This window comes from Aggregicoccus sp. 17bor-14 (genome assembly GCF_009659535.1).
In the GTDB taxonomy this organism is placed as follows: Bacteria; Myxococcota; Myxococcia; order Myxococcales; family Myxococcaceae; genus Aggregicoccus.
This window is the reverse complement of the sequence record NZ_VJZZ01000001.1, coordinates 544,844-570,100: the sequence shown is the minus strand read 5'-3', so window position 1 is coordinate 570,100 and position 25,257 is coordinate 544,844. Positions and strand designations below refer to the sequence as shown.

The following is a 25,257-nucleotide window of genomic DNA, read 5'->3' as shown; positions in this document are numbered from 1 at the left end:
AAATTTTTTTCGCAACGTGGGCACGCAGGGTGCATCTACCCCGCCGAGAATTGGACGCCGGGGGCGCGTGGTCATGTTGCTGTGGATGCGGATGCTGCTGTCGATGGTCGTGGTGCTGGTGCCGGGCGGCTTCCCGCTCCTGCTCGTCTACGTGACGGGCCGGGTGGTGTACGCGCGCTGGCAGAAGGCCCACGCCCGCGCCAATGGCTCGAGCGTCACCCTGCACGACCTCTTCGGCGACCTGCACCTCAAGGACCTGGTGCGCGAGGCCCGGGCCGCGCTGTAGCCAGCGGGCCCGAGGCCGGCGCGCGGCGCCAGGCCTACTTGTCCAGCTCGTCGACCAGCGCCGTCCAGTCCGCCTCCTCCGGCGGGGGCACGGGGGCGCTCGCCGCGGGGGCGGCCGCGGGACGCGCCGGGGCCGCAGGGCGCGCAGGGGCGGCCGCCGCAGGCGCCGGGCGCGCCGCAGGGGCAGGGCGGGGGGCGGCCACGGCCGTGACGGCCGCATCCGCGAGCGCCACGCCGGCCACCGGGCGGGCCGCGGGGGCGGCCGCGCCGGCCGCCGGGGCCTTCGCCTTGTAGCGGGCAAGCTCCAGCTCCACCACCTTGAGGGCCTTGCTCTTCTCCTGCACGGACTGCTGCAGGCGGGCCACCTCCTGGGCCTTGATCGCCTCGCGCCGCTCGAGCTCCGCCTTCTGCTTCGCGAGCAGGTCCTCGATCTCCTTGTGCTGCCGGGCCTCGAGGTCCTTGCGCTCGCGCTGGGCCGCCGCGAGCTTCACCTGCGCCTCGTTCGCGCGGGTCTCGGTGCTCGCGAGCTTCGCCGCGGACTCCTTCTCCACGCGCACCTTGGCGCCGTGCGCGTTCTCGACCGCGAGCTCCAGCTCCTGGATCTTCTTCGCGCGCACACCCAGCTGGCCCTGCGCGTCGCGCAGCTTCGCGTCCGCGTCCGCGGCGCGCGCCTGGGCCTCCTGCGTCACCTGGACGATGCGGGCCTCGGCGCGGGCGAGCTTCGCCGCGAGCTCGTCCGCCTGGCGCTTCGCCTCCGCGCGCTCGGCGGCCTGCGCCTGCTGGGCCTCCTGCAGCCGCGCCTGCGACTGCTGGAGCTGGGCGCCCAGCCCGTCGCGCTCGTTGAGCAGCTTCGCCTGGGCGACGCCCGCCACCCGCAGCTGCTCGTCGCGCTCGGCGAGCTCCTTGCGCACGCCGTCGCGCTCGCCGGCCAGCGCCGCGAGCTGGGCGTTGAGCTGCTCCGTCTGGCGCCGGCCCTCCTCGGCCTGCGCGCGCAGGCGCGCCTCCGCCTGCTTGAGCTGCTCGGCGCGCGCCGCGAGCTCGCGCGCGTGCGCCTCGCCCAGCCGCTGCTTCTCCTGCGAGAGCACGGTGAGCCGGCTGCGCGCGTCCTCCAGCTCCTGGCCGGCCTTGGCCAGGTCGTTGTGCAGCAGCTCCTCGCGCCGCTGGGAGTCCGCGGTCAGCGCCTGCAGCCGCTCCTCGAGCCCCGCGCGCGCATCCTCGGTCGCCGCGAGCTGGCTGCCCAGCTGGGTGACCTCGGCGACGCGCGCGCCCAGCTCCTGGTTCGTCGCGAAGAGCTGCTCGGCCAGGTCGTTGCCCTGGTCCTGCGCCTGGGTGAGCTGCTCCTGCAGCGCCTGCTGCTGCGCGGCGCTGTCCTCGACCAGCTGCTGGTGCGCGCTGCGCTCCGCCTCGTACTGGCCCTGCAGCTCCGCGAGCTCGGTGCGCACCTGCGCGAGCTGCGCGTTGAGCTCCGCGTCCAGCGCGGCCCGCGCCTCCTCGCTCGCGCGCAGCGCCTCGGCGCCGCGCTCCAGCTCCTCGCGCGCCCCGTGCAGCTCCGCCTCGAGGTCCGTGCGCTCCTGCACCGTGCGCGCGAGCGTGCCCTGCGTCTCGGCGAGCTCCGCCGTGAGCGCCTCGCGCTGGGCCTGCGTCCCGGACAGCTGCTCGCGGGTCTGCTCGAGCTGGGTCTGCGTCTCGAAGAGGCTCTCCTGGGTCTGGGCCAGGGTCTGCGCCGTGGCCTCCAGCTCGCCGCGGGTGCTGGAGAGGGCCTCCTGCGTCTCGGAGAGGGTCGCCTCGGTGGAGGCGAGCGTCTGCCCCGTGGCCTCGAGGTTGCCGCGCGTGTCCGCGAGCTGCGCCTCGGTCTCGGCGAGCCGGGCCTCGAGCGCCTCGAGGCTCGCCTCGCGCGCGGACACCGTCTCCTCGAGCGACATCACCCGGGCCTGCAGCTCCTCGCCCGCGCGCTGGCTCGCCTCGAGCTGGCCGCTGAGGTCCTGCTCCAGCGCGTCCTTCGCCTCGGTGAGCGCCTCGAGCTCGCCGCGCAGCTCCGCCTCGAGCGTGTCCTTCGCCGTGGAGAGCGCCTGCAGCTCGCCGCGCAGCGCCTCCTCGAGCGCGTCCTTCGCGTCCGAGAGGGCCTGCAGCTGCCCGCGCAGCTCGAGCTCCAGTGCGTCCTTGGCGGTGGAGAGCACCTGCAGCTCGCCGCGCAGGGTGTGCTCGAGCGTGTCCTTCGCCTCGGAGAGCGCGCGCAGCTCGCCGGTGAGCTCCTCCTCGCGGTCGGCGAGGTGGGCGCGGCCGGACTCCACCTCGCCCTCCAGCTCACCGATGCGCTCGAGGTGCTGCTGGATGGCGGCGTTGAGCTCCGCCTCCGCGCGCTCGCCGCGGGCGATGGTCTCCGAGAGCTCCGCCTCGAGCCCCGCGACCTTCGCGTCCCGCTCGGCGAGGCGGCCGGTCAGCTCCTCCTCCAGCGCGTCCTTCTCGGCGCGCACCTGGTCGCGCTCGCCGGTGGCCGTGGCCAGCGCCTGCTCCAGCTCGGCGACCTGCGCGTCCGTGCGCTCCTGGAAGGCGGCCCGCTCGGCGCGTGCCTCGCGCAGCGCCTCCTCGGTCTGGCGCCCGTGCTCCTCGGCCCCCTGGGCGCGCTGCTCGAGCGCGTGCACGGTGCGCTCGCGCTCGGCGCGCGCCGCCTCCAGGGTGTCCTGCAGGGCCTGCTGCTCGCCGGCCAGCTCCGCGTAGCGCGCGTCGCGCTCGGCCAGCGTCTGCGCGAGCGTCTGCTCCAGGTTCTGGCCGCGCTCGGTCAGCTGGGCGACCTCGCCCTCGCGCCCGCGCAGCGCGTCCTGCAGCGACTGCTCCTTGACCTCGAACTCCAGCGTGAGCACCGAGGTGTGCTTCTCGGCCGCCTCGAGCTGGCGGCGCAGCTCCTCGAGCTCCCCGGCGCGGCGCGCGAGCTCGTCCTCGCGGTTGCTCGCCTCGCGGCGCAGGACGTTGATGTCCTTCTCCTTGGCCGCCACCACCTCGATGAGGTCCTTCTCGGTGGCGAACTTCTGGAGGATGAGATCGTCGACCGTGGCACCGTGCTCGCGCTCCTTCAGGAGCATGGTGTTCTGCGCCTCGTTGAAGCGGCGCAGCAGGTCGTCCACCTGCATCTTCAGGCCCTGCAGCTCCACGTCCTTCTCGTGGAGGCGGTCCTCGACCGAGAGCAGCTCCCGCTCGCGCACGCTCCAGATCTCGGAGAGCCGGGCCAGCTGGGCCTCGCGCGTCTTGAGCTCGTCGCGCAGGATCTGGATCTTGCCCTCGGGCGTGCCCATCTGCTCGCGGCGCGGGGGCGTGCGGCGCACCTGGCGGCTCTCGGCGAGCAGCTCCGCCTTGCGGTCCGCGATCGACTGGAAGGCCCGGTCGAGGAAGGCGCGGTCCTCGTCGTTGATCGCGCTGCGGCGCTCGCGGCGCGGCAGGCGCGGGGGGCCGCCGGCTGCCTGCGTGCGGATGGGGGGCGGCTGCGGGGCGGCCTCGCGCGGTGCCTCGCCCGCGAGCGCCGAGTCCATCGAGGCATCCATCGAGGCCTCGAGCGCGTCGCGCTCGGGGGAGGCGGGCGCAGGCGGGGCCACGATGCCCGCGCTCATCTGCGCGAGCTCGCCCATCTCGAAGGGGATGAGGAGGTAGCCGTCCGCCGCGGCCGGCGTCTGGCGGTGCTGGTTCAGCCCCTCCACGCCCGTGGCCGAGGAGAGCAGCAGCACGCGCAGGTTCTGGCCGAACTTGCCCTTCTTGATCTGGCCGCAGAGCGTGAAGCCGGACTGGTCCGGCAGCTCGGCGCGCACCACCACCAGGTCCGGCCGCCGCTTCTCCAGCTCGCGCTGCGCATCGGCCGCCGTGGGAGCCATGGCCGTCTGGTAGCCCGCGCTCCGCAGCACGCTCGCCATGCTCAGGGCGAACTCGTTCTGGCTTTCGACGATGAGGACGCGACGCTCCATGGCGCTCTTGGGACCCACTGAGAGAGAGGAGTGAAACCGCCGCAGCCTACCGGGCGTGCGCGATGGATGGAAAGCATCGTGCGCGCGCTCGGTTGCCTGCCATCACTGTGCGCCGGAAGACCTTTCGGTCAGCGCTCAGCGCGGCTTGGTCCGTGGCAGGGAGGGCGCCGGTGTGCGCGGCGCTGCGCGCGCGGGATCCGTCTCCTCCTCGCGGCCCGGGAAGTTCGTGGGCGGGGTGTGGCGCGTGAAGCGCGCACCCTCTGGCGGGCAGTAGCCGTGCGCGGCCTGCGCGAACCAGGGGGAGAGGGTGGGCTCGTCGAGCGCGTCCGCCTCGAGGATCTCCTCGGCCTCCTCGACGTCCTCCGTCAGCTCTTCGGCCGGCTCCAACCCATGGGTGGACCCCTTCGCGGGCGCCGAGACGGCCGCTCTGGAAATCTCTGCTCTCTGCGGCGCGGGCGTCGCTGGAGGGCGCGCGGCGGGGGGCGCAGGGATCGCGGGAATCCCCACGCGCGAGGGCACGCGCGGCGGCAGCGGAGGCGGGGCGGCGATGCGCGGAGCCACGGGGCGCGCGGGATCCGTCGGCTGCTCGGCGGCGCTGAGGGCCCGCACCGTCGACGCGGGATCCGTCTCGCGCTCGTGCATGGGCGGGTGTGGCGCGGAGGCGCGCAGCCCGGGGGGGCGCGGGCGCGCGGCGGCGGGCGAGAGCAGCCCGTCGTAGAGCGCGAGCAGCTCGGCGCCCACGCGCGCGCTGTCCAGCGTCCGGGCCGCGAACGCACGCGCTTCGGCGCCGAGCCGCCGGCGCAGCGATGGGGAGCGGGCGAGGGTGACGAGGTGGGCCGCGAGCGCGCGCGCATCGCCGGGTGGGTGCAGCAGCGCGGCGCCCTCCGGAAGCTGTGCGCGCGTGAGCGGCAGGTCCGAGGCGATCACCGGCTTGCCCGCCGCGAGGTAGTCGCTCAGCTTCGCGAGCGCACCGCCCTGCACCCGGTTGCGCTCCACGTCCTCGAGCGGCGCGACGCCCACGTCGGCGCGAGCGAGCACCGCGGGCAGCTGCTCCGGCGAGACGGGGCCCACCCACTCGACACGCTCCTGCAGCCCGAGCTCGGCCGTCAGCACCTCGAGTGAGGGGGCGTAGACCGGATGCCGCGGTCCCACGAGCCGCAGGTGCACGGGCGCCTGGGTCGAGGCGAGCGCCACGGCGTTGAGCAGGCAGGTGAGCCCCTGCCAGGCGACCTGGCTGCCCAGGTACAGGATCTCCAGCGGCGCGGAGAGGGGCGCCTCCACGGAAGTGGCAGGGGAGGGGAGGACCGGCACCGGCGCCCGCAGCACCCGCACCGCCGTCTCGTCGACTCCCAGGCCGAGGACGTAGCGGCGCGTGAGCTCGGAGCCCACGATGACCCGGTCCACGCGGCGCAGGCAGTGCAGCTCCTGGTCGCGCAGTCCCGAGACGAGCCGGGCATCGACCTCGACGCCGGGGTGCCGGGCGGGGAGCTCCAGCGAGGGAAAGCCCTGGGCCTCGTAGACGAGGCGGGCGCCGTGCTCGCCCCGGAGCTCGCACAGCGCGTGGCCGGCCGCGGGCTCGAAGAAGTGGGCGATTGCGTACTCCTCGCTCTCCAGCTGACGGCGCACCGCGCGCTCGTAGGTCTGCAGCCGCGAGGTGAGGTCTCCCGTGCCCACCGGGACGCGCAGCACGCGAGCGCCGTGCAGCTTCTCGATGTGCGCGTGATCGGGCGTCTTCGCGCACAGCACCACGACGCTGTAGCGCTCCTGCAGCGCGCGCAGGTACTCGCCCACCCGGCGGGAGGCCCCCGTCGGTCCCGGGACGACCTCGTAGCTGCAGAGCAGCACTCTGGGCAGATCGCTCACGCGTGCCGAGGATACCCGGGCGCTGCACCGGGTGTCATCGCCGGGCGTCATCGCCGGGGAATCGGTGCCTCGGCCGGCGCACTGCGAGGGCCCGGTCGAGCGACGAACAGAAGGGGATTCACGCGTTGACCGCCCGCAAGCGCGGGCTTAAACGCGAGCCACGTCTATGCAAGATCTCAAGAGCGTCACCGTGGCCTACTTGCGGGAGCTGGCCCGCAAGCACCTGGGCCCCGGACACAGCAAGCTCAAGACGAAGGCGGAGCTCGTCGCGGCGCTCGTGACCGCCGTCCCCGCGGTGGCGAAGGTGGCGGGCCTCGTCGCCGGCGGGCGCTCGGCCGCAAAGACTGCGGCCAAGGTGGCCGCGAAGACGGCGACGACGAAGCCCGCGCAGAAGGCGGCGAAGACGGCTGCGCCGAAGCCCGCGCCGAAGACGGCAACGACGAAGTCCGCGCAGAAGACGGACGCGAAGCCGGCAGCGCCGAGGGCGGCCGCCAAGACGGCCACGCCTGCGCCTGCCGCGAAGGAGGTCGTGAAGGGGCCTCCTGCTGCGCCGGCCGAGGCCGCGGCCCGGAAGACGGCCGCATCCGGGCGCGCAGCCGAGGACGCCCCCGAGAAGCCCGCGGCGAAGAAGGCACCGGCCCGGAAGGCCGTGGCTGCGGAGGCCCCGGCGCCGCGCCCCGCGCCTGAAGCTGTGCCCATGGACGCACCCGCGGTCGAGGTCCCCGCAGCGGAGTCGCAGGCGGCCCGGACCGCGCCTGGCCCGAAGGCAGCGGCGCGCACGCCTGCGGCAGCCGAGGACACTGCCGCCAGCAAGCCCGCGCAGAAGAAGGCGCCTGCTCGCAAGACGGCCGCGAAGCGGGCGGCCCCCGCGGCCGCACCGTCGGCCACCGAGGAGGCCGCAGCGGCTGGCGCGCCACCGGAGCCCTTCCGGGACGGCCCGGTACCAGCCCCGGCCACCACGGCGCGCGCCGAGGTCGTGAGCTTCCCGGCGCGCCCCCGTTCGCGACCTGAACCTGCGGCGCAGCAAGCGTCATCGGTTGGACCTCCGGCAGCCGAGGGGCCTGTCGCCACGAGCATTCCGGAGGAGGCGACCCCACCATCGGCCGAGTCCGCCGCGCCCGCATCGCCGGCGCCCATCCGCCCACCCTCTGCCCACGAGCCCGCCCTGCACGGCGAAACCGAGGAACTGTCTGCAATGGAGCAGCACGAGGCCGAACCCCTCGTCGAGGGCTTCTTCGTCGCGCGCGTCGCCGGGGAAGAGGAGGCGCGCCGCCACCACCTCACCCACCCGCCTGCTCACGAGGTGTCCGCGCCGCACCCCTCCAGCCAGGGCATGGGCGAGCTGCCCTCCGAGTATGCGGACGACGCCGCCATCGCCCTCCCGCGTGATCCGCGTACCCTCTTCGTCTTCTGGGACATCTCCCAGGCCGCCCGGGAGCGCGCCCTGAACGGGGTGAGCGAGCCGCGCGCCGTGCTGCGCGTCTTCGAGGGCGAGCGCATGGTGCGCGAGCAGGACTTCGCGCTCGAGTCGCGCAGCTTCTACCTGCACGGCCTCACGCCCGGCCGCGCCTACCGGGTGGAGCTGCACTTCGTCGGGCGCGACGGGCGCTCGCGGCGCATCGGCCACTCCACCAACCGCGTGCAGCTGCCGCCCGAGGGCCCCTCCGCGGATCACTCCGTGCGCTTCATGCGCGTGCCCGCGGCGGGCGTGCCGCGGCTCGGCGCGCTCGAGCCGCAGCCGGCCGCGCTCCCGCCGGCCGCCACCGTGCGCGAGTACATCACCTGGCGCCGCGTGCCCCTGCCGGGCAGCGGCGGCTTCGAGGACCTGGTCGAGGTGCGCCGCGAGAGCGAGCTGCCTCCTCCGGGGCCCGCCGCCGAGCAGCCTTCCTCCCCCACGTATCTGGAGGCCCCGCCGCGCAGCGAGGGCAGCTCCGATCAGACGTCCTGGTCTCCCTCGCCCTCCGGGCGGGGACGCTAGAGGAGCGCGCCATGAGCCAGGGATCGCTCGCGATCGTTCTGCACGCCCACCTGCCCTTCGTCCGCCATCCGGAGCACGAGGACTTCCTCGAGGAGGACTGGCTCTTCGAGGCCATCTCGGAGACCTACCTGCCGCTGCTGCGCGTCTTCGACCAGCTCGTCGAGGACCGGGTGCCGTTCCGCCTCACGCTGACGCTCACCCCCACGCTCGTCACCATGTTGCGCGACGAGCTGCTCGTGGCGCGCTACGCGCGGCGGCTCGATCAGCTGTGCGAGCTGGGCGCGCGCGAGGTGCACCGCACCCGCGACGACGCCACCTTCGGGCCGGTGGCGCGCTTCTACCGAGACCACTTCGAGGCGCTGCGCCAGGCCTTCAACGGGCGCTACGGGCGCGACCTGGTGGGGGCCTTCCGCCGGCTGCAGGATGCAGGGTTCCTCGAGATCATCACCTGCTGCGCCACCCACGGCTTCCTGCCGCTGATGCAGCCGGTGCCCGAGGCGGTGCGCGCGCAGATCACCGTCGCCGCGAACCACTACCGCCAGAACTTCGGGCGCGACCCGCGCGGCATCTGGCTCGCCGAGTGCGGCTACTACCCGGGCGTGGAGCGCTTCCTCGCCGCCGAGCGCATCCGCTTCTTCTTCACGGACACCCACGGGGTCACGGACGCGACCCCGCGCCCGCTCTTCGGCCCCTACGCCCCCATCTACACCGAGGCCGGCGTGGCCGCGTACGCGCGCGACCCGGAGAGCAGCCAGCAGGTGTGGAGCTCGGAGACGGGCTACCCGGGCGACCCCGTGTACCGCGAGTTCTACCGGGACATCGGCTGGGACCTCGACCTGGACTACGTGCGCCCCTTCATCCAGCCCACCGGGGACCGCAAGAACACCGGCTTCAAGTACTTCCGCATCACCGGCAAGACGGCGGAGAAGGCCCCCTACGATCCCGAGGCCGCGCGCGAGCGGGCCCGGGTGCACGCGGGCAACTTCCTCTTCAACCGCCAGAAGCAGGTGGAGCACCTCGCCTCGCGCATGGGCGCGCGCCGCCCCGTGGTGGTGGCCCCCTACGACGCCGAGCTCTACGGGCACTGGTGGTTCGAGGGGCCGCACTTCATCGACGCCCTCATCCGCCAGGCGGCCCAGCTGAAGGACTCGCTGCAGCTGGTCACCCCGACGGACGACCTCGAGCAGTTCCCGGAGAACCAGGTGGCCACGCCACCCATGTCCTCCTGGGGCGAGCGCGGGTACGCGAACATGTGGCTGGACCCGGCGAACGACTGGCTCTACCGCCACCTGCTGCAGTGCGCGAAGCGCATGGTGGAGCTCGCCCGCGACTTCCCCGAGGCCAACACCCTGCAGCGGCGCGCGCTGAACCAGGCCGCGCGCGAGCTGCTGCTCGCGCAGGCGAGCGACTGGGCCTTCATCCTCAAGACCGGCACCATGGTGGACTACGCGCTGCGCCGCACGAAGGAGCACGTGCTGCGCTTCCAGAAACTGCACGAGCAGCTGCGCGCGGGGCCGGGCGGCATCGACGAGGGCTCGCTCGCGCAGCTGGAGAGCCGCGACAACGTGTTCCCGGAGATCGACTACCGGGTGTACCGCCCGGGCTAGGCGGACGGTCTCGCAGGCCCTCCACGCACGGCAGGGAACACGCCGACCGCTCCGGTGTTTGCCTCCCCGCCGCAGGGCGCTTTGCCTTGCGGGGCCGACAATCCGCTTTAGGTTCGGAATACCATGACCCGTCCCAGCCGCCCCGTCCGCCGCCTCCTCACTGCCGCGCTGCTCCTGGCGGTGCCCACCGCGCTGGCGCAGCCTCCTGCCGCCGCGTCCAACCGTCCGGCTGCTCCGCCGCCCGTGTCCAACCCCGCGCAGGCGCTGCCCTCGCTCGCGCCGCTCGTGGACTCGGTGAAGGCCGCGGTGGTGAACGTGGACGTGCAGGCGAAGGTGGGCCGGCGCGGCATGCGCGGCGGCGCTCCGGGCGAGGGCGGCGACGACTTCATGGAGCGCTTCTTCGGCGAGCAGGGCCGCGGCGGGCGCGAGCCGGTGCGCCAGGGGGCGGGCTCCGGCTTCATCATCGACCCGAGCGGCCTGGTGGTGACGAACAACCACGTGGTGGAGAACGCCGTCTCCATCCGGGTGCGCCTCGATGACGGGCGCAGCTTCGACGCGGACGTGGTGGGGCGCGATCAGCCCACGGACGTGGCGGTCATCCGGCTCAAGGGCAAGCCGGGCGGGCTGCCCTCGGTGCGGCTGGGCAACTCGGACGCGATGAAGGTGGGCGACTGGGCGGTGGCCATCGGCAATCCCTTCGGCCTCGCCTCCAGCGTCAGCCTCGGCATCATCTCGGCGCGCGCGCGCAGCATCGGGGCGAGCAACTACGACGACTTCCTGCAGACGGACGCCGCCATCAACCCGGGCAACTCGGGCGGACCGCTCTTCAACATGCGCGGCGAGGTCATCGGGATGAACACCGCCATCGTGGGCGGCGGCAGCGGCATCGGCTTCGCCGTGCCCAGCAACCTCATCCAGGCGCTGCTGCCGCAGCTGGAGAAGAGCGGCTCGGTGACCCGCGGCTTCCTCGGCGTGGGCGTGCAGGACCTCACGGCGGAGCTGGGCAAGGCGCTCGGCGTGCCGGCCTCGGAGGGCGCGGTGGTGACCCAGGTGACTCCGAACAGCCCGGGCCAGCGCGCGGGCCTCAAGGCGGACGACGTCATCGTCGCGGTGGACGGCCAGAAGGTGGAGTCCGCCTCGGCGCTGATCCGCAACGTGGCCCTCAAGCAGCCCAACACTCAGGTCACGCTCAGCACGCTGCGCGGCGGGAGCCGGCAGGACGTGAAGGTGACGCTCGCCAAGCGTCCGCCCGAGGAGGGGCAGGAGGAAGAGGGCGGGCCGGACGAGCCCAGCTCGGACGAGAGCTCCAAGCAGCGCGTGGGCCTGAGCGTGCGCGACCTGGATGCGCGCACCGCGCAGAGCGCCGGCTTCGCGAACCCGCAGGCGGGCGGTGCGCTCATCACGGACGTGGTGCCCACCTCTCCGGCCGAGCGCGCCGAGCTGGTGCCGGGCATGGTGGTGGTGGAGGCGAACCGCAAGCCGGTGAAGAGCGCACAGGACCTGCTCAAGGTGATCCGCGCGGCCCCCAAGGGCTCCACGCTGCTGCTGCGCATCGAGGGGCCTCGCAACACGCGCCAGCTGCGCGCCCTGCAGGTCCCCTGAGGCCCGGCGGCCGATGAGCGTGCACCTCGTCGCCCTGGGCGACAGCACGGCCGTGGGGGTGGGCGCCGCGCGCGGCGGCGGCTACCCGGAGCACCTCGCGTCGCGGCTGCGGCGCGAGGGGCTCAGCGTAGGCCTCACGAACCTCGGCGTGAGCGGCGCGCGCACCGCGGACGTGGTGCAGGGGCAGCTCAAGCGCGCCGTCGCCGCGCAGCCCACGCTCGTCACCCTGGGCATCGGGGTGAACGACCTGTGGCGGGGCACCAGCGTAGAGGCCTTCGCCGAGGACCTCGAGCGCATCGCGCGGCGGATGAAGCAGACGGGCGCGCCCGTGGTGGTGAGCAACCTGCCGGACCTCGCGCTCGCGCCCGTGGCGCAGCTGGTGCCCAGCAGCCTCTACGAGGGGCGCATCGAGCCCTTCAACGCGGCGATCGCCTCCGTGACGCGCGGCCACGGCCTGCACCTGGTGGACCTGTACGGGGCGAGCCGCGCGTACATCCCGCGCCACCCCGAGTTCTTCTCCGGGGACGGCTTCCACCCCTCCGAGGCGGGGTACGCGCAGTGGGCGGAGTTCCTCTACCCCACGGTGCGCGGCCTCATCCGCTAGCCCTTCCGGACGGGAGCCCGGCTCAGGTCGTCGAGCCGGAGCTGCCCTGCGGCGGGCGGCCTGCGCCCCCGCTCGAGGCGACCGCGGCGGGCAGCTCCGGGCGGCTCACGGCCCGCGGGGAGGGCAGGGCGGCCGGCAGCTCCGAGCGGCTGGTGGTGCGCGGGCCGCGCGCGCGCCCCGGGTGCAGCTCCATGCCCGTCGCGTACGCGGTCACCAGGTTGCGCCCCTCGCGCTTGCTCGCGTACAGCGCCGCGTCCGCGCAGTCCACCAGGCGGTCCTGCTCGGTCGCGTCCACGGGCCAGTTCGCCACGCCGATGGACACCGTGACCTTGCCGGAGGGCTGGCTCGCGCCGTTCGGGAAGACGTGGGTCTCCACGGCCCGGCGCAGCTTCTCGCCCACCTCGCGCGCCTCGGCCTTCGTCACCTGGGGCAGCAGCAGCATGAACTCCTCGCCGCCGTAGCGCGCGAGCGTGTCCACCTGGCGCACCGCGCCGCGCAGGAGGCTACACACCCGGCGCAGCGTGTCGTCGCCGGCGCGGTGGCCCGCCGCGTCGTTGAGCAGCTTGAAGTGATCGATGTCGATCATCAAGATGGACACCTGCGTCCCGAAGCGGCTCGCGCGCGCCAGCTCCATCTCCAGGCGCGCGAAGAGGTGGCGGCGGTTGGGCACGCCGGTGAGCGGGTCGGTGATGGTGAGGGCGACCGTCTCCTCGTGCAGGCGCGCGTTCTTCACCGCCATGGCGGCCTGGTCCGCCACCGCCGTGAGCAGATCGATCTCCGAGCTGGAGAAGGTTCCCGGGTCGCGGCGGTGGAAGTTGAGCACGCCCAGCAGCTCGCTCGCGTGCACCAGGGGCACGCAGAGCAGGGCGCCCCCCTCCTCGGCGATGAGCCCCGCGCGCGCGAAGCCACTGTCCTCCTCGCGCAGGTCCGGCAGGTACAGCGCCCGGTGCGCCTGGGCCGCGCGGCCGCAGGCGCCCTGGCCCACCGAGAAGCACACGCCCTCGACCTCGGCCTTCGAGGGGTAGGCGTCCTTCACCTCGAGCTCGCCGGCGCCGCCGGTGAGCATGATGGAGAAGGTGGAGATGCGCAGGCGCTCGGAGACCAGCCCGGTGATGCGGCTGAGCAGCTCGGGCAGCTCCAGGGTCGCGTTGAGCGAGCGCGCCACGTCGAAGAGCAGGGCGAGCTCGACGAGGCGGTCCTGCAATTCGTCCTTGAAGGCGAGCATGCCGCGCGCCGCGGCGAGGTCCCGCCGCGTGTCGATCTCCTCCGCCTTCATCGCCGTGAGGCGCGCGAGCATGCGGTTGAAGGAGGCGCCCAGCTGCGCGAGCTCGTCCACGCCGGAGACGTGCGCGCGCACCAGGAGGTCGCCCTCCTCGGCGCGCAGCATGGCGGCGTTGAGCCGGCGCAGCGGCCGGCGCAGGAAGAGGTGCAGGGACACGGTGGTGGCCGCGAGCAGCCCGCAGCTGAAGACCAGCGCCACCCGGAGCACGTCTCGCACCGGCACCAGGGTCTCGCCCCACAGCCAGCCCGCGGACGCCAGCGCCAGGACCGTGCCGGGCACGGCCGTGCCCCAGAGGAGCTTCTTGCCGACGGTGTCCAGGCGCAGCAGCGTCACGGATGCGGAGCTCCCCCCCAGGTATCGGTCCCACCGACCCCGGAAGCTTCGATTCTCGGGGGAGGGGGCTGACAGTGTCAAACCTCGCCGTACACCTCAGCACCCCGGGCGCGCTTCGCCCTTGTCCTCTCCCGCGGCTCGGGCACTGTGGGGCCCTGCCCGGGCGGTCCCGGGCGCCTCCGGGAGCCCCATGTCCAGCACCCGTCCCCAGAGCCCCGCGCCGCACCCCGGCCCGAGCGGGCCCCCTGCGTCCAGCCTCGTGCGCTCCGCGCTGCTGCCCGTGCCCCACGGCTTCAGCACCCGCCTCGGCGGCGTCTCACAGGGGGCCTTCGAGAGCCTCAACCTGGGGCTCGCGGTGGGGGACGAGCGCGCCCACGTGGAGGAGAACTACCGGCGCCTCGCCGCCCTCGCCGGGGCGCCGCTCGCCGCGCTGCACCGGGTCTCCCAGGTGCACGGGGACCGGGTGATCCGGGTGCACGCCCCCTCCGGGGCGCCCACGGCCACACCGCCGCCGACGGAGGGCGAGGCGGACGGGCTGTGGACCGACACGCCGGGGCAGTGGGTGGGCGTCTCGACTGCGGACTGCGTGCCCATCCTGCTGGTGGACCCCGAGGGGCGCCGGGTGGCCGCGGTGCACTCGGGCTGGCGCGGCACCGAGGCGAACATCGTGGGCCGGGCGGTGGAGGCGCTCGCGGCGCAGGGCAGCGCGCCCTCGCGGCTGCTCGCGGCGGTGGGCCCCTGCATCCAGGCCTGCTGCTACGAGGTCTCCCCGGAGCTCGGCGAGCGCTTCCGGGCGCGCTTCGGCCCCGGGGTGGTGGACGTGGACGGGGCAGGGCGGCGGGTGCGGCTGGATCTCTCGCGCGCGGTGCGCCAGAGCCTGCGGGACGCCGGGCTCGGGGAGGGGCAGGTGGACGTGCTGCCGGACTGCACGGCGTGCGATGCCCACCGCTTCTTCTCCCACCGCCGGGACGCCGGCCGCAGCGGGCGCCACCTGAGCTTCGCCGTGCACGCCTTCGGGTAGGAGCGAAGCGCACGCGCAGCCCCCCGCGCGTGCCCCCGTCCCGGGCGGGCCGATTTCTTGACGCTCCGAGAGCCCGGTCCGTATCCTCCCGGCATCTCTCGATCCGGAGCGCCCCCCATCCGCCGTCTGCTCGCCATCGCCCCGCTGTGGGTGTTGACCGCGTGCGCGACCAACGCCGCCAGCCGCAGCGAGCTCCAGCAGCTGCAGGCGGAGCTGCGCGTGGCGCGTGCGGAGAACGCCCGGCTCGCCCAGCGCCTCGAGCGCTTGGAGCTGCGCGACACCGTGGGCCGCGCCCGCGCCTCCACCGCGAGCCCTCCCGCGGGGCCCCCTTCAGGCCCCGCCGCCGCGGGTGGGGACGCTGTGGCGAGCGTTCCCGGTGCGCCGCCCGAGCTCGCGGTGGTGAAGCTCAAACCCAAGCTGCAGCCCGCGCCGCCGCTTCCCACCGCGGTGCCCGTGGTGGAGCCGGCGGCCGAGCAGATGGAGATGCTCATCAGCGAGGCGGAGGCCGTTGCGCCTGCCGCCGCCGCGGACGGCGCCGCCCCGGCCGCCGGCCGCGCCGCGCTGCCCCCGGACGCCCGCGACCCCGACGTGCTCGAGGCCGAGTACGAGCAGGCGGTGGCGGCGCTGCGCACCGGCAACGTGGAGGGTGGGGTGGCGCGCCTCGAGCGCTTCGCGGACGAGAACCCCCGCCACCCCCGCGCGGACAACGCGCTCTACTTCCGCGGCCTCGGGCTGATGGGCCTGCAGGAGTTCCCCGAGGCGGCGCAGGCCTTCGAGGCGCTGCTCAAGCGCTACCCCGCCGGCGACGCCGTCCAGGACGGCATGCTTCGCCTCGCCGAGTGCCAGCTGCGCCTCAAGAAGTCCACCGAGGCCCGAGAGCTCTACAACCGCCTCCTCACGCAGTACCCGGGAACGGCCGCCGCCAGCCAGGCGGAGCAGCGGCTCGCCTCGCTCCCGCGTTGACGCAGATTTTGAAAGGACGTCGCTCCATGCGTTCCCCCCGCACCTCCTCCCCGCTCCGCTTCGGCCTGGGCCTCGGCCTCGGGCTCGCGCTCGCGCCCCTCGCGGCGCGCGCCCAGCAGGCCCCCGCGGCCCCGCAGCCCTCGGAGCAGTCCGAAGGCACGCAGAACGACACCCAGAACGACGCCCAGGACGCCGAGGCCCCCGAGCAGCAGGAGGGCAGCGAGACGCAGGGCGCCGACGTGGCGGATGCGCCCGCGCGCGCCCCGCAGGGCGGCCGCGTCTCGGCCCCGGGCGAGGTGCACACCGTGGTGCCGGGTGACACGCTCTGGGATCTCTCCCAGCGCTACCTCGGCAACGCCTGGTACTGGCCCAAGGTGTGGTCCTACAACCCGGAGATCGCGAACCCGCACTGGATCTACCCGGGCAACCTGGTGCGCCTCTTCCCCGCGGGCGAGGAGGCCCCCTCGCGGGTGGAGTCGGGCGCGCAGCAGGCGCCGGCCGTCGCGGCGACGGAGCTGCCCTCCAGCGGCGGCGACCTCGAGGCCCCCAGCGCCTTCGAGGCGGCGGACGAGGGCCAGGTGACGGTGAGCGGCAAGATCGGCTTCGTGCCCAAGCAGGGGCGGCGCGTGGTGCACGCGGGCTTCGTCACCTCGCGCGAGCTCGACGAGGCGGGGCGCATCGACAGCTCCTTCTCCGAGGCGCTGATGCTCTCGTACCCGGACACGGTCTACGTGCGCTTCAAGAACAAGGGCAACGCGAAGCTCGGCGACCGCTACGTCATCTTCCGCACCGACAGGCTGGTGCACCACCCGCTGTCCGGCGCCAAGGTGGGCTACCTCACCAAGTTCCTCGGCGTGCTGCGCGTCACGCGCGTCTCCGACAAGCTCGTCACCGCGCAGGTGCAGGAGACCTGGGACGAGGTGACCCGCGGCGACCTGGTGGGCCCCTACGGCGAGCAGCTGGCGGAGACGGTGGCGCCGCGCCCCAACGAGCGCCAGGTACAGGCCACGGTCATCACCGCGCTGGAGCCCGCGCTCACCCTCTACGGCGAGCACACCGAGGTCGTGCTCGACCGCGGCCGCAGCGACGGCGTGCAGCAGGGCAACACCTTCACCATCGTGCGCCAGCAGGACCTGGGCGGAAACTTCATGAACCCCGCCAAGGGCCAGAACCCCGACCTCCCGGTCGAGGACGTGGCGGTGTGCCTCGCGGTGGACGTGAAGGACCGCACCACCAACTGCCTCCTCACCCGCTCCATCCGCGAGGTGGTCCCGGGCGACCGGGCCCTCATGCGGGTGGCCCCCGCGCCCTCCGCGCAGCGCTAGCGGGGCCCCCCCCTGCCTTCACCCCGGGTGTGGAGTCCCGGGGGGAGGGGGCGCCGGGTTGGCTTGACCGCCGGCCGCGCCCTGTTTAAGTGTCCGCCGCCCTGTCGGGCCCATCATCTATATAGGACCTATAGATGCGGCCGGATGGGGGAAGGGTACGGTGGACGCTTCGAACGACACACTGTCGGTGGAATCCCGCGCGGAGCTCGCGCTCTGGGCTGCGCCCGGGCTGGGGCCCAAGACGCTGCGGGAGCTGAGGGCCCACTGCGGCGGCGCGCTCGGCGCGCTGCTGGAGCTGCCCACGCGGGACTGGGTGCCCGAGGCCCCGGTGCCCCCGGCCCTGCGCCAGCTGCTCCTGCGCGCCTCCTCGCTCGCGAGCGTGGCCGCGCGCATCCAGGAGCGCTGCGCCGAGGCCGGCGTGGGCATCGCGTTCCAGGGCGAGCCCGCCTTTCCCGACCGGCTCTGCGGCCTGGAGGACGCGCCGCCGCTGCTCTTCTACCGGGGAGCCCCCGGGGCGCCCCGCCGGCGCATCGCCATGGTGGGCAGCCGCCATCCGGAGCAGGGCTTCCTGCCCTACGCCCGCACGCTCGCCCGCCAGGTCGCCGAGGAGGGAGGCTGCATCGTCTCCGGCGCGGCGGTGGGCGTGGACCAGGCCTGCCACTGGGGCGCCCTGGACGCGGGCGGCGACACCTGGGCCTTCATGGGCTCGGCGCTGGACCAGCTGGACAGCGCCCAGGCCGGCTTCATCCCCCACCTGCTCGGGGGCGGCGGCCGGGTGTTCAGCGAGCTGCCTCCCGGGGTGCGGGCGAGCAAGAGTTCCTTCCCGCGGCGCAACCGACTCATCTCCGGCGCGTCTGACGCGGTCCTGGTGCTGAGGGCCGGGAAGAAGTCGGGGAGCCTGCGGACGGCGGAGGCCGCCGTGCTGCAGGGCCGGCCCGTGCTCGCCCTACCGGGCGACGTGCGCAACCCCACCGCCGAGGGGTGCAACGACTGGATCGAGAGCGGGCAGGCGCGGCTGTGCCGGGGGGCGGACGACGTGTGGAAGGCGCTCGGGCTGAAGCCGAGCCAGGTGGTGAGGCCGGAGGAGCCGGTGCAGCTGGACGCGACCTCCGCGGAAGCGAAGGCCGCCTATCGATTGTTGGAACGCGTTCCCCGGGGTTTCGACGACGTGCTGTTGCGCAGCGAGCTGGACCCGGCGGCGCTCGCCAGCGCGCTGTCGGAGCTGGAGATGCAGGGGCTGATCGTGCAGCACCCGGGAAAGCTTTACGAGAGGGTCTAGGTAGGAGAACCCATGGCGACGAAGAAGAAGACAGAGGCAGCGGAGACCGAGGCGCCCGAGACCGCAGAGGCGAAGAAGCCCGCGGCGCGCAAGGCCGCAGCCAAGAAGACGACCGCCAAGAAGAAGTCCGCCAAGAAGAAGGCGGCAGGGAAGGGCTCCGCCAAGGCGCTCGCCACGGTGGAGGCCAGCGCCGAGGGCGACGACGCCGAGGAGGCCCCCGAGCGGCGCGGCAAGGGCCCGCACTACCTGGTGGTGGTGGAGTCCCCCGCGAAGGCGAAGACCATCAAGAAGTACCTGGGCTCCGGCTACACGGTGAAGGCCTCCGTGGGGCACGTGAAGGACCTGCCCAAGAGCAAGATGGGCGTGGACATCGAGCGCGACTTCGAGCCCGAGTACGAGGTCATCAAGGGCAAGGAGAAGGTGCTCGGCGACCTGAAGAAGGCCGCGCGCGGCGTGGACACCGTGTTCCTCGCCACCGACCCGGATCGCGAGGGCGAGGCTATTGCCTGGCACATCCACGACGAGCTGGGGCACCAGAACCAGTTCCGGGTGATGTTCAACGAGATCACCAAGAAGGCCATCCAGGAGGCCATCGCCCAGCCGCGCCAGCTCAACCGCGACAACTACGACTCGCAGCAGACCCGCCGCATCCTCGACCGGCTCGTGGGCTACCAGATCAGCCCGCTGCTCTGGAAGAAGGTGCGCCGCGGCCTGTCCGCGGGGCGCGTGCAGAGCGTGGCGGTGCGCCTGGTGGTGGAGCGCGAGGAGGAGATCAAGGCCTTCGTGCCCCAGGAGTACTGGACGCTCGAGGCGCTCTTGCAAGGCCAGCAGCCCCCGCCCTTCAAGGCGAAGCTCAGCCGCGTGGACGGCAAGAAGCTGGAGCTGACGAACCAGGCCCAGACCGAGGGGCTCGTCGCCGAGCTGCAGGGCGCGCGCTACACGGTGGCCAAGGTGGACCGCAAGGAGCGCCGCCGCAACGCGCCCGCGCCCTTCATCACCTCCAAGCTGCAGCAGGAGGCGGCGAACCGCCTGGGCTTCAGCGCCAAGAAGACGATGACGCTCGCCCAGAAGCTCTACGAGGGCGTGGCGCTGGGTGAGGAGGGCCAGGTGGCGCTCATCACGTACATGCGCACGGACTCCACCCGCCTCTCCAACGACGCGGTGGAGCAGGTGCGCGGCTTCATCGCCACCACCTTCGGCAAGGACTCGCTGCCGCCCGAGCCGCTCGTCTACAAGACGAAGAAGAGCGCCCAGGACGCGCACGAGGCCATCCGCCCTACCTCGCTCGAGTACCCGCCCACCCGCGTGCGCGGCTTCTTCGAGCAGATGGGCGAGGAGGACATGTACCGGCTCTACGAGCTCATCTGGAACCGCTTCGTCGCGTGCCAGATGATGCCGGCCGTCTACGACCAGACCGCGGCGGACATCACCGCCGCCCGCGCCACCTTCCGCGCCTCCGGCAGCACGCTCAAGTTCCCCGGCTACCTCGCGGTGTACGGCGCGGGGCTCACCCCCGAGGAGGAGAGCGAGAAGGAGAAGGCCAAGGCCGCGGGCGAGGAGAGCGCGGACGAGGCCACCGGCGAGCTACCCCCGCTCGAGGAGGGCCAGGAGCTCAACCTCCAGAAGCTCGTCCACGAGCAGCACTTCACCCAGCCGCCCCCGCGCTTCAGCGAGGCCACGCTGGTGAAGGAGCTCGAGGAGCGCGGCATCGGCCGTCCGTCCACCTACGCCGCCATCCTCTCCACCATCCAGGACAAGAAGTACGTGGAGAAGCTGGAGGGGCGCTTCCGCCCCACCATGCTCGGCGGGATGTGCAACGAGATGCTCGTGAAGCACTTCCCCAAGGAGATGGACGCCGCCTTCACCGCCAACCTCGAGGAGAAGCTGGACCAGATCTCCGACGGCGAGGTGGACTGGAAGAGCGTGCTGCACGACTTCTACGGGCCCTTCAAGGAGACGCTCGAGAAGGCCGAAGCCGAGATGCGCGACGTGAAGCGCGAGGAGATCAAGACGGACATCCCGTGCGAGAAGTGCGGGAACCCGCTGCTCATCAAGTTCGGCAAGATGGGCCACTTCCTCGCCTGCTCGGGCTACCCCGAGTGCAAGAACACCAAGGACTTCAAGGAGGTGGACGGCAAGATCGTCGTCGTGGAGGAGGAGACCACGGACGAGAAGTGCCCCAACTGCGAGAAGCCCATGGTGGTGAAGCGCGGGCGCTTCGGGCGCTTCCTCGCGTGCTCCGGCTACCCGGAGTGCAAGACGAGCAAGCCCATCTCCATCGGGGTGGACTGCCCCGAGTGCAAGCAGGGCTACCTCACCGAGCGCCGCAGCGGCCGGGGCAAGATCTTCTTCGGCTGCAACCGCTACCCGGACTGCAAGTTCGCGGCGTGGGACCGGCCGCTCGCCGAGAGCTGCCCGCAGTGCCAGAGCCCCTACCTGCTGCAGAAGTTCAGCAAGCGCGACGGCGCCTTCATCAAGTGCCCGAACAAGGAGTGCGACTACCGGCGCGAGGCCCCCGAGCCCGGCGCCGGGCTGAACCTCGCCGCCACGACGTCGGCAGCGTGACGTCGGCGGCCTGACGTATTGGACGAAGGGGAGGGCGGCTTGACGCGTGAGCCGCCCGCCCCGTACAAGCCGCAGCACCGCGCTGCAACGGCCGCGGCGTGCGGGACCACGGGCCGGGGTCTCCTGAGGAACTCGCAGTGGGTATGAACGCGAACGTGGCGCAGCTGTGCGCCGGAGCGCTGGGCGCAGGCCCCGCCTCCGGGGGCCTCGAGGTCCTGCTCGCTCGCGCGCAGGCCGGCGGCCCCGCGCTCTGGTTCACCCTGGGGCTGGGCGGGCTCGCGCTCGGGCTCGCCGCGGAGCGCTCGCTCGCGCTGATGGCGCGCGGGGGGCAGGGCCCCTCTCCCTTCATGGATCAGGTCTCCAAGCTGGTGGCGAGCGGCAACCTGGAGCGCGCGGCGAAGCTGTGCGCGGCCTCGCCGCACGAGCCGCTCGCGCCCATCGTGCAGCAGGGGCTGCGGCGCGCCTCCGAGGGCCAGGAGGCGGTGCACGCGGCGCTGGACGCGGCGCTCGCCGAGGCCTCGCCGCGCCTGGGCAATCGCCTGCGCTGGCTGCCGCGGCTCGGCGGGCTCGCGCTGCTGGCCGGGGTGGGGGGCGCCGCACCGCGCCTGCTCGCGCTCGCGCATACGCCCGTGCTCTCGGGCGAGGTGCGCGAGGGCCTGCGCGCGCTGCTGGTGGACCATGCGGTGGTGGCGGGGGCGGTGAGCGCGGGCTGCCTCCTCGCGCACCGGCTGCTCGCGACCACGGCGAAGCGGCGGGCGGAGGCGCTGGCGCGCCAGGCGCTGCGGCTGGAGGGCGCGCTCGCGCGGCGCAACAGCCGGACGGAGAGCGGCAGCCTGCGTGCCGCAGGGACCGGGGCGGGCTAGGCCCGCTCCCGGCACTTCCTCTACAGCGAGTACAGGGCCATCGGGCCGCCGCGCATCTCGTGCTCGTGGCGGGTGGCGTCCTCCTCGCAGCGGATGGCGAAGGGCAGGGCCTCCAGCCGCTCGAAGGGGATCTCGGTGTCGCAGTCCACGCACAGCCCGAAGCTGCCCTCGTCCATGCGGCGCAGCGCCGCGTCGATGAGCATGATCTCGCGCCGCTGGGTCTCCATGAGGCTGGACAGCGTGTAGTCGGCGAGCTCGGACTGGGCGTTCTCCTCGTACTCGGGGTCGCGCTCCTGATCCTTCAGGGCCCGCAGCTCGCGGTGCACGCCCAGGCTCGCCTCGAGGATGTCGCGGCGGCGGCGCTGGAGGATCTCACGCAGCTTGCGGAGGTCTTTGGTTCGGGTCATGTGCCTGCGGCTCCAGGTTCGAAATCCGTCGTGAACTGCGCTCGCGTGGGCCCGCGGGCCGGAGCGAGGAACGGAGCAAACCTAGGTGTGACAGTGGGGGTGGGAAACCGACAGGCGGGACGCAGGGATGGCGCCAGGTCGCAGGGCAGACGGGCAGGCTCCGGGGCCGCGGGGACGCGCGTCCCCACCGGCCTCGCTGGCCCTTAGAAATCGCCCTCCACTCCTGCTAACAGGCAAAGGCCCGGCGCTGTTCTGCCGGGCTTCTGACGGCGGGAGACGTGCGATGGCGGACACGGTGTCGAGTGAGTCGAGTCAGCGGGTGACGGTGATCGGCGGCGGGCTCGCGGGCAGCGAGTGCGCGTGGCAGCTGGCGCGGCGCGGGGTGCCGGTGACGCTGTGCGAGATGAAGCCCCAGAAGCGCTCGCCGGCGCACAAGCTGGACGGGCTCGCGGAGCTGGTGTGCTCCAACTCCCTGCGCTCGGACAACCCGGAGAGCGCCGTGGGGCTGCTGCACCAGGAGCTGCGGAAGCTGCAGTCGCTCATCCTGGGCTGCGCGGACGCGCACCGGGTGCCGGCCGGAGACGCGCTCGCCGTGGACCGCGAGGCCTTCAGCGCCGCCGTCACCGGGGCCGTGCACGGGGCCGTCCAGCTGCAGCCGGGCGAGGTGGAGCGGCTCCCCGAGGGGCCCGTGGTCATCGCCACCGGGCCGCTCACCAGCGACGCGCTCACCCGCGAGCTCGAGCGCTACGTGGGCCAGAAGCTCTATTTCTACGACTCCATCGCCCCCATCGTCTCCGGGGACTCCATCGACCAGGGCATCGCGTTTCGCCAGAGCCGCTACGGCAAGGGGGACGGCGACGACTACCTGAACCTGCCGATGAACCGCGAGGAGTACTACGCCTTCGTCGAGGCCATCCGCACGGGCCAGAAGGTGGTGCCGCACGCCTTCGAGGAGCCGCGCTACTTCGAGGGGTGCCTGCCCATCGAGGTGATGGCGGAGCGCGGGCCCGACACGCTCGCCTTCGGGCCGATGAAGCCGGTGGGGCTCATGGACCCGCGCACCGGCCAGGCGCCGTACGCCGTGGTGCAGCTGCGCATGGAGGACCGCGCCGGCACCAGCTGGAACATGGTGGGCTTCCAGACGCGCCTCACCTGGGGCGAGCAGAAGCGCATCTTCAGCGCCATCCCGGGGCTCGCGAACGCGGAGTTCCTGCGCATGGGGCAGATCCACCGCAACACCTTCATCGACGCGCCGCGCCTGCTCGAGCGCGACCTCTCGCTCAAGGCCGAGCGCCGCCTCTTCTTCGCGGGGCAGATCACCGGCGTGGAGGGCTACGTGGAGAGCGCCGCCTGCGGCCTGCTCACCGCGCTCGCGGTGCACGCGCGCCTCACCGGCCGCGAGTTCGTGCCGCCCCCGGCCACCACCGCCCTGGGCTCGCTCTACCGGCACGTCACCGGCGAGGCGCACCCGCCGGACTACAACTATCAACCTTCCAACGTCATCTTCGGCCTCTTCCCGCCGCTGCCCGGAAGGGTGAAGAAGGCGGAGAAGCGCTCGCGCTACGCTGCGCGCGCGCAGGCGGACCTGCAGGCCTGGCTCTCCACGGTCCCCGCGCCTCAACCCCTGCAGAGGAGCGCGTGATGGCGGTGCGGTCGGTGTCGGTCCAGGTCGTGGTCCTGTCCTCGGTGCTCGTCGCGCTGGGCGCAGGCTGCAAGCGCGGCCACGAGGAGGCGAAGGCGCCGGCCCCGGCCGCTCCCGCGGCCCCCGGCGGCGCCGCCGCACCCGAAGGAACGCTGCTGGCCGCAGGCAACGCGCAGGACCTGCGCCTCAGCCCGGACCGCCGCTGGGCGGTGTACCTGGTGCAGGCGAAGAAGCCGGCGCTGGACGGAATCCCGCCCCAGATGCGCCTGGGCAGCGCGCGGGTGGTGTCCACCGCGGGCGGCGCCGAGCCGCGCGCGCTCGGCGACGGCGTGAGCAACGTGCCGGGCGGGATGCTCTTCACGCCGGACAGCCACTACCTGCTCTACCTCACCGGCTACAGCCCGGCGGGGCAGTCCGGGGACCTGAACGTGCTCGCGCTGCAGGACCAGGACGCAGCGCCCCAGCGCGTGGGCCGCGGCGTCACCTACCTGCTGCCCAGCCGGGACTCGAAGCACCTCGCCTTCGTGGAGGAGGGGGTGCTCAAGGTGGGAGCGCTGCCGGCCGGCCCCTTCCAGGAGGTCGCGCGCGACGTGGCCACCGCGGACTTCAGCCCGGATGGGCAGTGGCTGCTCTACACGCGCCGCCTCACCGCGGGCGGCGGCCTCGAGGTGGTGTCCACCGCGAAGCCCACGGCCCCGCACAAGCTCGGGACCCAGGTGGGCAACTTCACCGTCGCCTCCGACTCGAAGCACGTGGCCTTCCAGGTGCGCAGCACGGACGGCTCCAGCCTCTACGATCTCTACGTGGCCGGCTTCCCCGAGCTCCAGCCCAAGCGGATCGCGGGCGGCACCCACCGCTTCCTCTTCAGTCCGGACGGGAAGTGGCTCGCGCGCACGGAGAACGGCAAGTCCCCGCAGGAGTCCGGCAGCGTCGTGGTGGGCCCGGCCTCGGGCGCTCCGGGCCGCACGCTGGGCGAGCGCGTGGAGAACATCACCTTCTCGCCGGACTCGCGCGCGGTGGCCTTCCTCGCCCGGTTCGTGCCGCCGCCGGAGCCGGGCGGCGTGGGCACGCTCACGCTCGCGCAGCTGCCGGACGGTGAGCCGAAGAAGCTCGGCTTCCGGGTGCCCAACTACCGCTTCAGCCCGGACGGCAAGCGCCTCGCCTTCCTCTCGCGCGTGACCAAGCCGGTGTACTCGGTGGACCTGTTCACCTACGCGCTGGGGGAGGAGAAGGCCGCCCGCGCCCAGAGCGGCGTCTTCGGCTACGGCTTCTCGACGAAGGGCGAGTCGCTGGTGTTCCGTACCAACTGCATCCGCCAGGGCCGCTCCTGCGATCTGCTCGAGGTCCCGGCCGAGGCGGCGCAGGCCGCAGCGCCGCAGGCGGGCGCAGCGGCCGCGGACGTGGGCACCACCCCGGCGGCGCGCAAGCTCGCGGACGGCATCTACACCTACGAGCTGAGCGAGGACGGCCGGCGCGCGCTGGTGAGCTACGCGCGCATGGAGGCGAACCGCTTCGACCTCGCGGTGCTCAACCTCGAGTCCGGCAAGCAGCGCACGCTCGACCAGGGGGTGCAGCTGCCCGCCTTCTTCGTGGGCGAGGACGGCGGGCGGGTGGTCTACGTGGTGGACCACGGCCAGACGCCCGGCGTGTACGCGGCCGGGGACGTACCGTGAGTTTCTTGCGCGCGC

The 25,257-nt window shown here is 73.4% G+C and carries 17 protein-coding genes; 13 read left to right on the top strand and 4 right to left on the bottom strand.

Annotated features, from left to right (window positions below):
• Positions 1-85 precede the first annotated feature (85 nt).
• Positions 86-286, top strand: a complete 201-nt coding sequence (locus FGE12_RS02525; RefSeq protein WP_228530502.1) for a hypothetical protein — start codon at positions 86-88, stop codon at positions 284-286.
• A gap of 34 nt (positions 287-320) precedes the next feature.
• Here the strand turns inward: FGE12_RS02525 and FGE12_RS02520 are convergent, their stop codons facing one another.
• Positions 321-4,235, bottom strand: a complete 3,915-nt coding sequence (locus FGE12_RS02520; RefSeq protein WP_153864567.1) for a response regulator — start codon at positions 4,233-4,235, stop codon at positions 321-323.
• A 135-nt stretch (positions 4,236-4,370) separates the two neighbouring features.
• Positions 4,371-6,080, bottom strand: coding sequence for a glycosyltransferase family 4 protein (locus tag FGE12_RS02515; RefSeq protein WP_370458859.1), 1,710 nt, complete (start codon positions 6,078-6,080; stop codon positions 4,371-4,373).
• A gap of 208 nt (positions 6,081-6,288) precedes the next feature.
• Between FGE12_RS02515 and FGE12_RS02510 the strand changes: the two genes are divergently transcribed.
• The 4 genes from FGE12_RS02510 (at position 6,289) to FGE12_RS02495 (ending at position 11,889) form a co-directional block, all read left to right on the top strand.
• On the top strand, positions 6,289-8,076 hold the full coding sequence (locus FGE12_RS02510; RefSeq protein ID WP_194797491.1) for a DUF4912 domain-containing protein: 1,788 nt from the start codon (positions 6,289-6,291) through the stop codon (positions 8,074-8,076).
• Positions 8,077-8,087: 11 nt separating this feature from the next.
• A complete protein-coding gene (locus FGE12_RS02505) occupies positions 8,088-9,683 on the top strand; it encodes a glycoside hydrolase family 57 protein (protein ID WP_153864564.1) in 1,596 nt (531 codons plus the stop codon).
• Positions 9,684-9,806: 123 nt separating this feature from the next.
• Positions 9,807-11,285 (top strand): Do family serine endopeptidase, encoded by a 1,479-nt coding sequence (locus FGE12_RS02500; protein WP_153864563.1) that lies wholly within the window; start codon positions 9,807-9,809, stop codon positions 11,283-11,285.
• A gap of 13 nt (positions 11,286-11,298) precedes the next feature.
• The gene (locus tag FGE12_RS02495; RefSeq protein WP_153864562.1) at positions 11,299-11,889 is read left to right on the top strand and encodes an SGNH/GDSL hydrolase family protein; all 591 of its coding nucleotides are present in this window, start codon (positions 11,299-11,301) and stop codon (positions 11,887-11,889) included.
• A gap of 22 nt (positions 11,890-11,911) precedes the next feature.
• Here the strand turns inward: FGE12_RS02495 and FGE12_RS02490 are convergent, their stop codons facing one another.
• Positions 11,912-13,504, bottom strand: a complete 1,593-nt coding sequence (locus tag FGE12_RS02490) for a diguanylate cyclase (protein WP_370458858.1) — start codon at positions 13,502-13,504, stop codon at positions 11,912-11,914.
• Positions 13,505-13,694: 190 nt separating this feature from the next.
• On the opposite strand from FGE12_RS02490, the gene pgeF reads away from it, so the two are divergent.
• The 6 genes from pgeF to FGE12_RS02460 all read left to right on the top strand — a co-directional run bounded on the left by pgeF (position 13,695) and on the right by FGE12_RS02460 (position 21,520).
• Entirely contained in the window at positions 13,695-14,525 is an 831-nt protein-coding gene (gene pgeF, locus FGE12_RS02485) for a peptidoglycan editing factor PgeF (protein ID WP_153864560.1), read from the top strand.
• Between the two features lie 150 nt (positions 14,526-14,675).
• Positions 14,676-15,488: a tetratricopeptide repeat protein gene (locus FGE12_RS02480; RefSeq protein ID WP_370458857.1), complete on the top strand. Its 813-nt coding sequence runs from the start codon at positions 14,676-14,678 to the stop codon at positions 15,486-15,488.
• 26 nt (positions 15,489-15,514) lie between these two features.
• The gene (locus tag FGE12_RS02475; RefSeq protein WP_153864558.1) at positions 15,515-16,813 is read left to right on the top strand and encodes a LysM peptidoglycan-binding domain-containing protein; all 1,299 of its coding nucleotides are present in this window, start codon (positions 15,515-15,517) and stop codon (positions 16,811-16,813) included.
• A gap of 187 nt (positions 16,814-17,000) precedes the next feature.
• Positions 17,001-18,092 (top strand): DNA-processing protein DprA, encoded by a 1,092-nt coding sequence (locus FGE12_RS02470; RefSeq protein WP_370458856.1) that lies wholly within the window; start codon positions 17,001-17,003, stop codon positions 18,090-18,092.
• A 12-nt stretch (positions 18,093-18,104) separates the two neighbouring features.
• Positions 18,105-20,657, top strand: coding sequence for a type I DNA topoisomerase (gene topA, locus FGE12_RS02465; protein ID WP_153864557.1), 2,553 nt, complete (start codon positions 18,105-18,107; stop codon positions 20,655-20,657).
• Positions 20,658-20,800: 143 nt separating this feature from the next.
• Positions 20,801-21,520 carry a hypothetical protein gene (locus FGE12_RS02460; RefSeq protein ID WP_153864556.1) on the top strand — a complete coding sequence of 240 codons (720 nt, stop codon included), beginning with the start codon at positions 20,801-20,803 and terminating at the stop codon, positions 21,518-21,520.
• Positions 21,521-21,540: 20 nt separating this feature from the next.
• On the opposite strand, the gene FGE12_RS02455 is transcribed toward FGE12_RS02460, so the two are convergent.
• Positions 21,541-21,927 carry a TraR/DksA C4-type zinc finger protein gene (locus FGE12_RS02455; protein WP_153864555.1) on the bottom strand — a complete coding sequence of 129 codons (387 nt, stop codon included), beginning with the start codon at positions 21,925-21,927 and terminating at the stop codon, positions 21,541-21,543.
• Positions 21,928-22,210: 283 nt separating this feature from the next.
• On the opposite strand from FGE12_RS02455, the gene trmFO reads away from it, so the two are divergent.
• Both trmFO and FGE12_RS02445 read left to right on the top strand, forming a co-directional pair.
• Positions 22,211-23,569, top strand: a complete 1,359-nt coding sequence (gene trmFO / locus FGE12_RS02450) for a methylenetetrahydrofolate--tRNA-(uracil(54)-C(5))-methyltransferase (FADH(2)-oxidizing) TrmFO (RefSeq protein ID WP_153864554.1) — start codon at positions 22,211-22,213, stop codon at positions 23,567-23,569.
• Positions 23,569-25,242: a PD40 domain-containing protein gene (locus tag FGE12_RS02445; RefSeq protein ID WP_153864553.1), complete on the top strand. Its 1,674-nt coding sequence runs from the start codon at positions 23,569-23,571 to the stop codon at positions 25,240-25,242. The genes trmFO and FGE12_RS02445 overlap by 1 nt, the downstream gene beginning before the upstream one ends.
• Positions 25,243-25,257 lie beyond the last annotated feature (15 nt).

What these genes read in the sequence shown, in the direction of transcription:
- trmFO (WP_153864554.1), top strand. Translation starts at nt 22,211, where the DNA reads ATGGCGGACACGGTGTCGAGTGAGTCGAGTCAGCGGGTGACGGTGATC.
- topA (WP_153864557.1), top strand. Translation starts at nt 18,105, where the DNA reads ATGGCGACGAAGAAGAAGACAGAGGCAGCGGAGACCGAGGCGCCCGAG.
- FGE12_RS02455 (WP_153864555.1), bottom strand. Translation starts at nt 21,927, where the DNA reads ATGACCCGAACCAAAGACCTCCGCAAGCTGCGTGAGATCCTCCAGCGC.
- pgeF (WP_153864560.1), top strand. Translation starts at nt 13,695, where the DNA reads ATGTCCAGCACCCGTCCCCAGAGCCCCGCGCCGCACCCCGGCCCGAGC.
- FGE12_RS02505 (WP_153864564.1), top strand. Translation starts at nt 8,088, where the DNA reads ATGAGCCAGGGATCGCTCGCGATCGTTCTGCACGCCCACCTGCCCTTC.
- FGE12_RS02500 (WP_153864563.1), top strand. Translation starts at nt 9,807, where the DNA reads ATGACCCGTCCCAGCCGCCCCGTCCGCCGCCTCCTCACTGCCGCGCTG.
- FGE12_RS02525 (WP_228530502.1), top strand. Translation starts at nt 86, where the DNA reads ATGCGGATGCTGCTGTCGATGGTCGTGGTGCTGGTGCCGGGCGGCTTC.
- FGE12_RS02495 (WP_153864562.1), top strand. Translation starts at nt 11,299, where the DNA reads ATGAGCGTGCACCTCGTCGCCCTGGGCGACAGCACGGCCGTGGGGGTG.
- FGE12_RS02475 (WP_153864558.1), top strand. Translation starts at nt 15,515, where the DNA reads ATGCGTTCCCCCCGCACCTCCTCCCCGCTCCGCTTCGGCCTGGGCCTC.
- FGE12_RS02445 (WP_153864553.1), top strand. Translation starts at nt 23,569, where the DNA reads ATGGCGGTGCGGTCGGTGTCGGTCCAGGTCGTGGTCCTGTCCTCGGTG.
- FGE12_RS02520 (WP_153864567.1), bottom strand. Translation starts at nt 4,235, where the DNA reads ATGGAGCGTCGCGTCCTCATCGTCGAAAGCCAGAACGAGTTCGCCCTG.
- FGE12_RS02460 (WP_153864556.1), top strand. Translation starts at nt 20,801, where the DNA reads ATGAACGCGAACGTGGCGCAGCTGTGCGCCGGAGCGCTGGGCGCAGGC.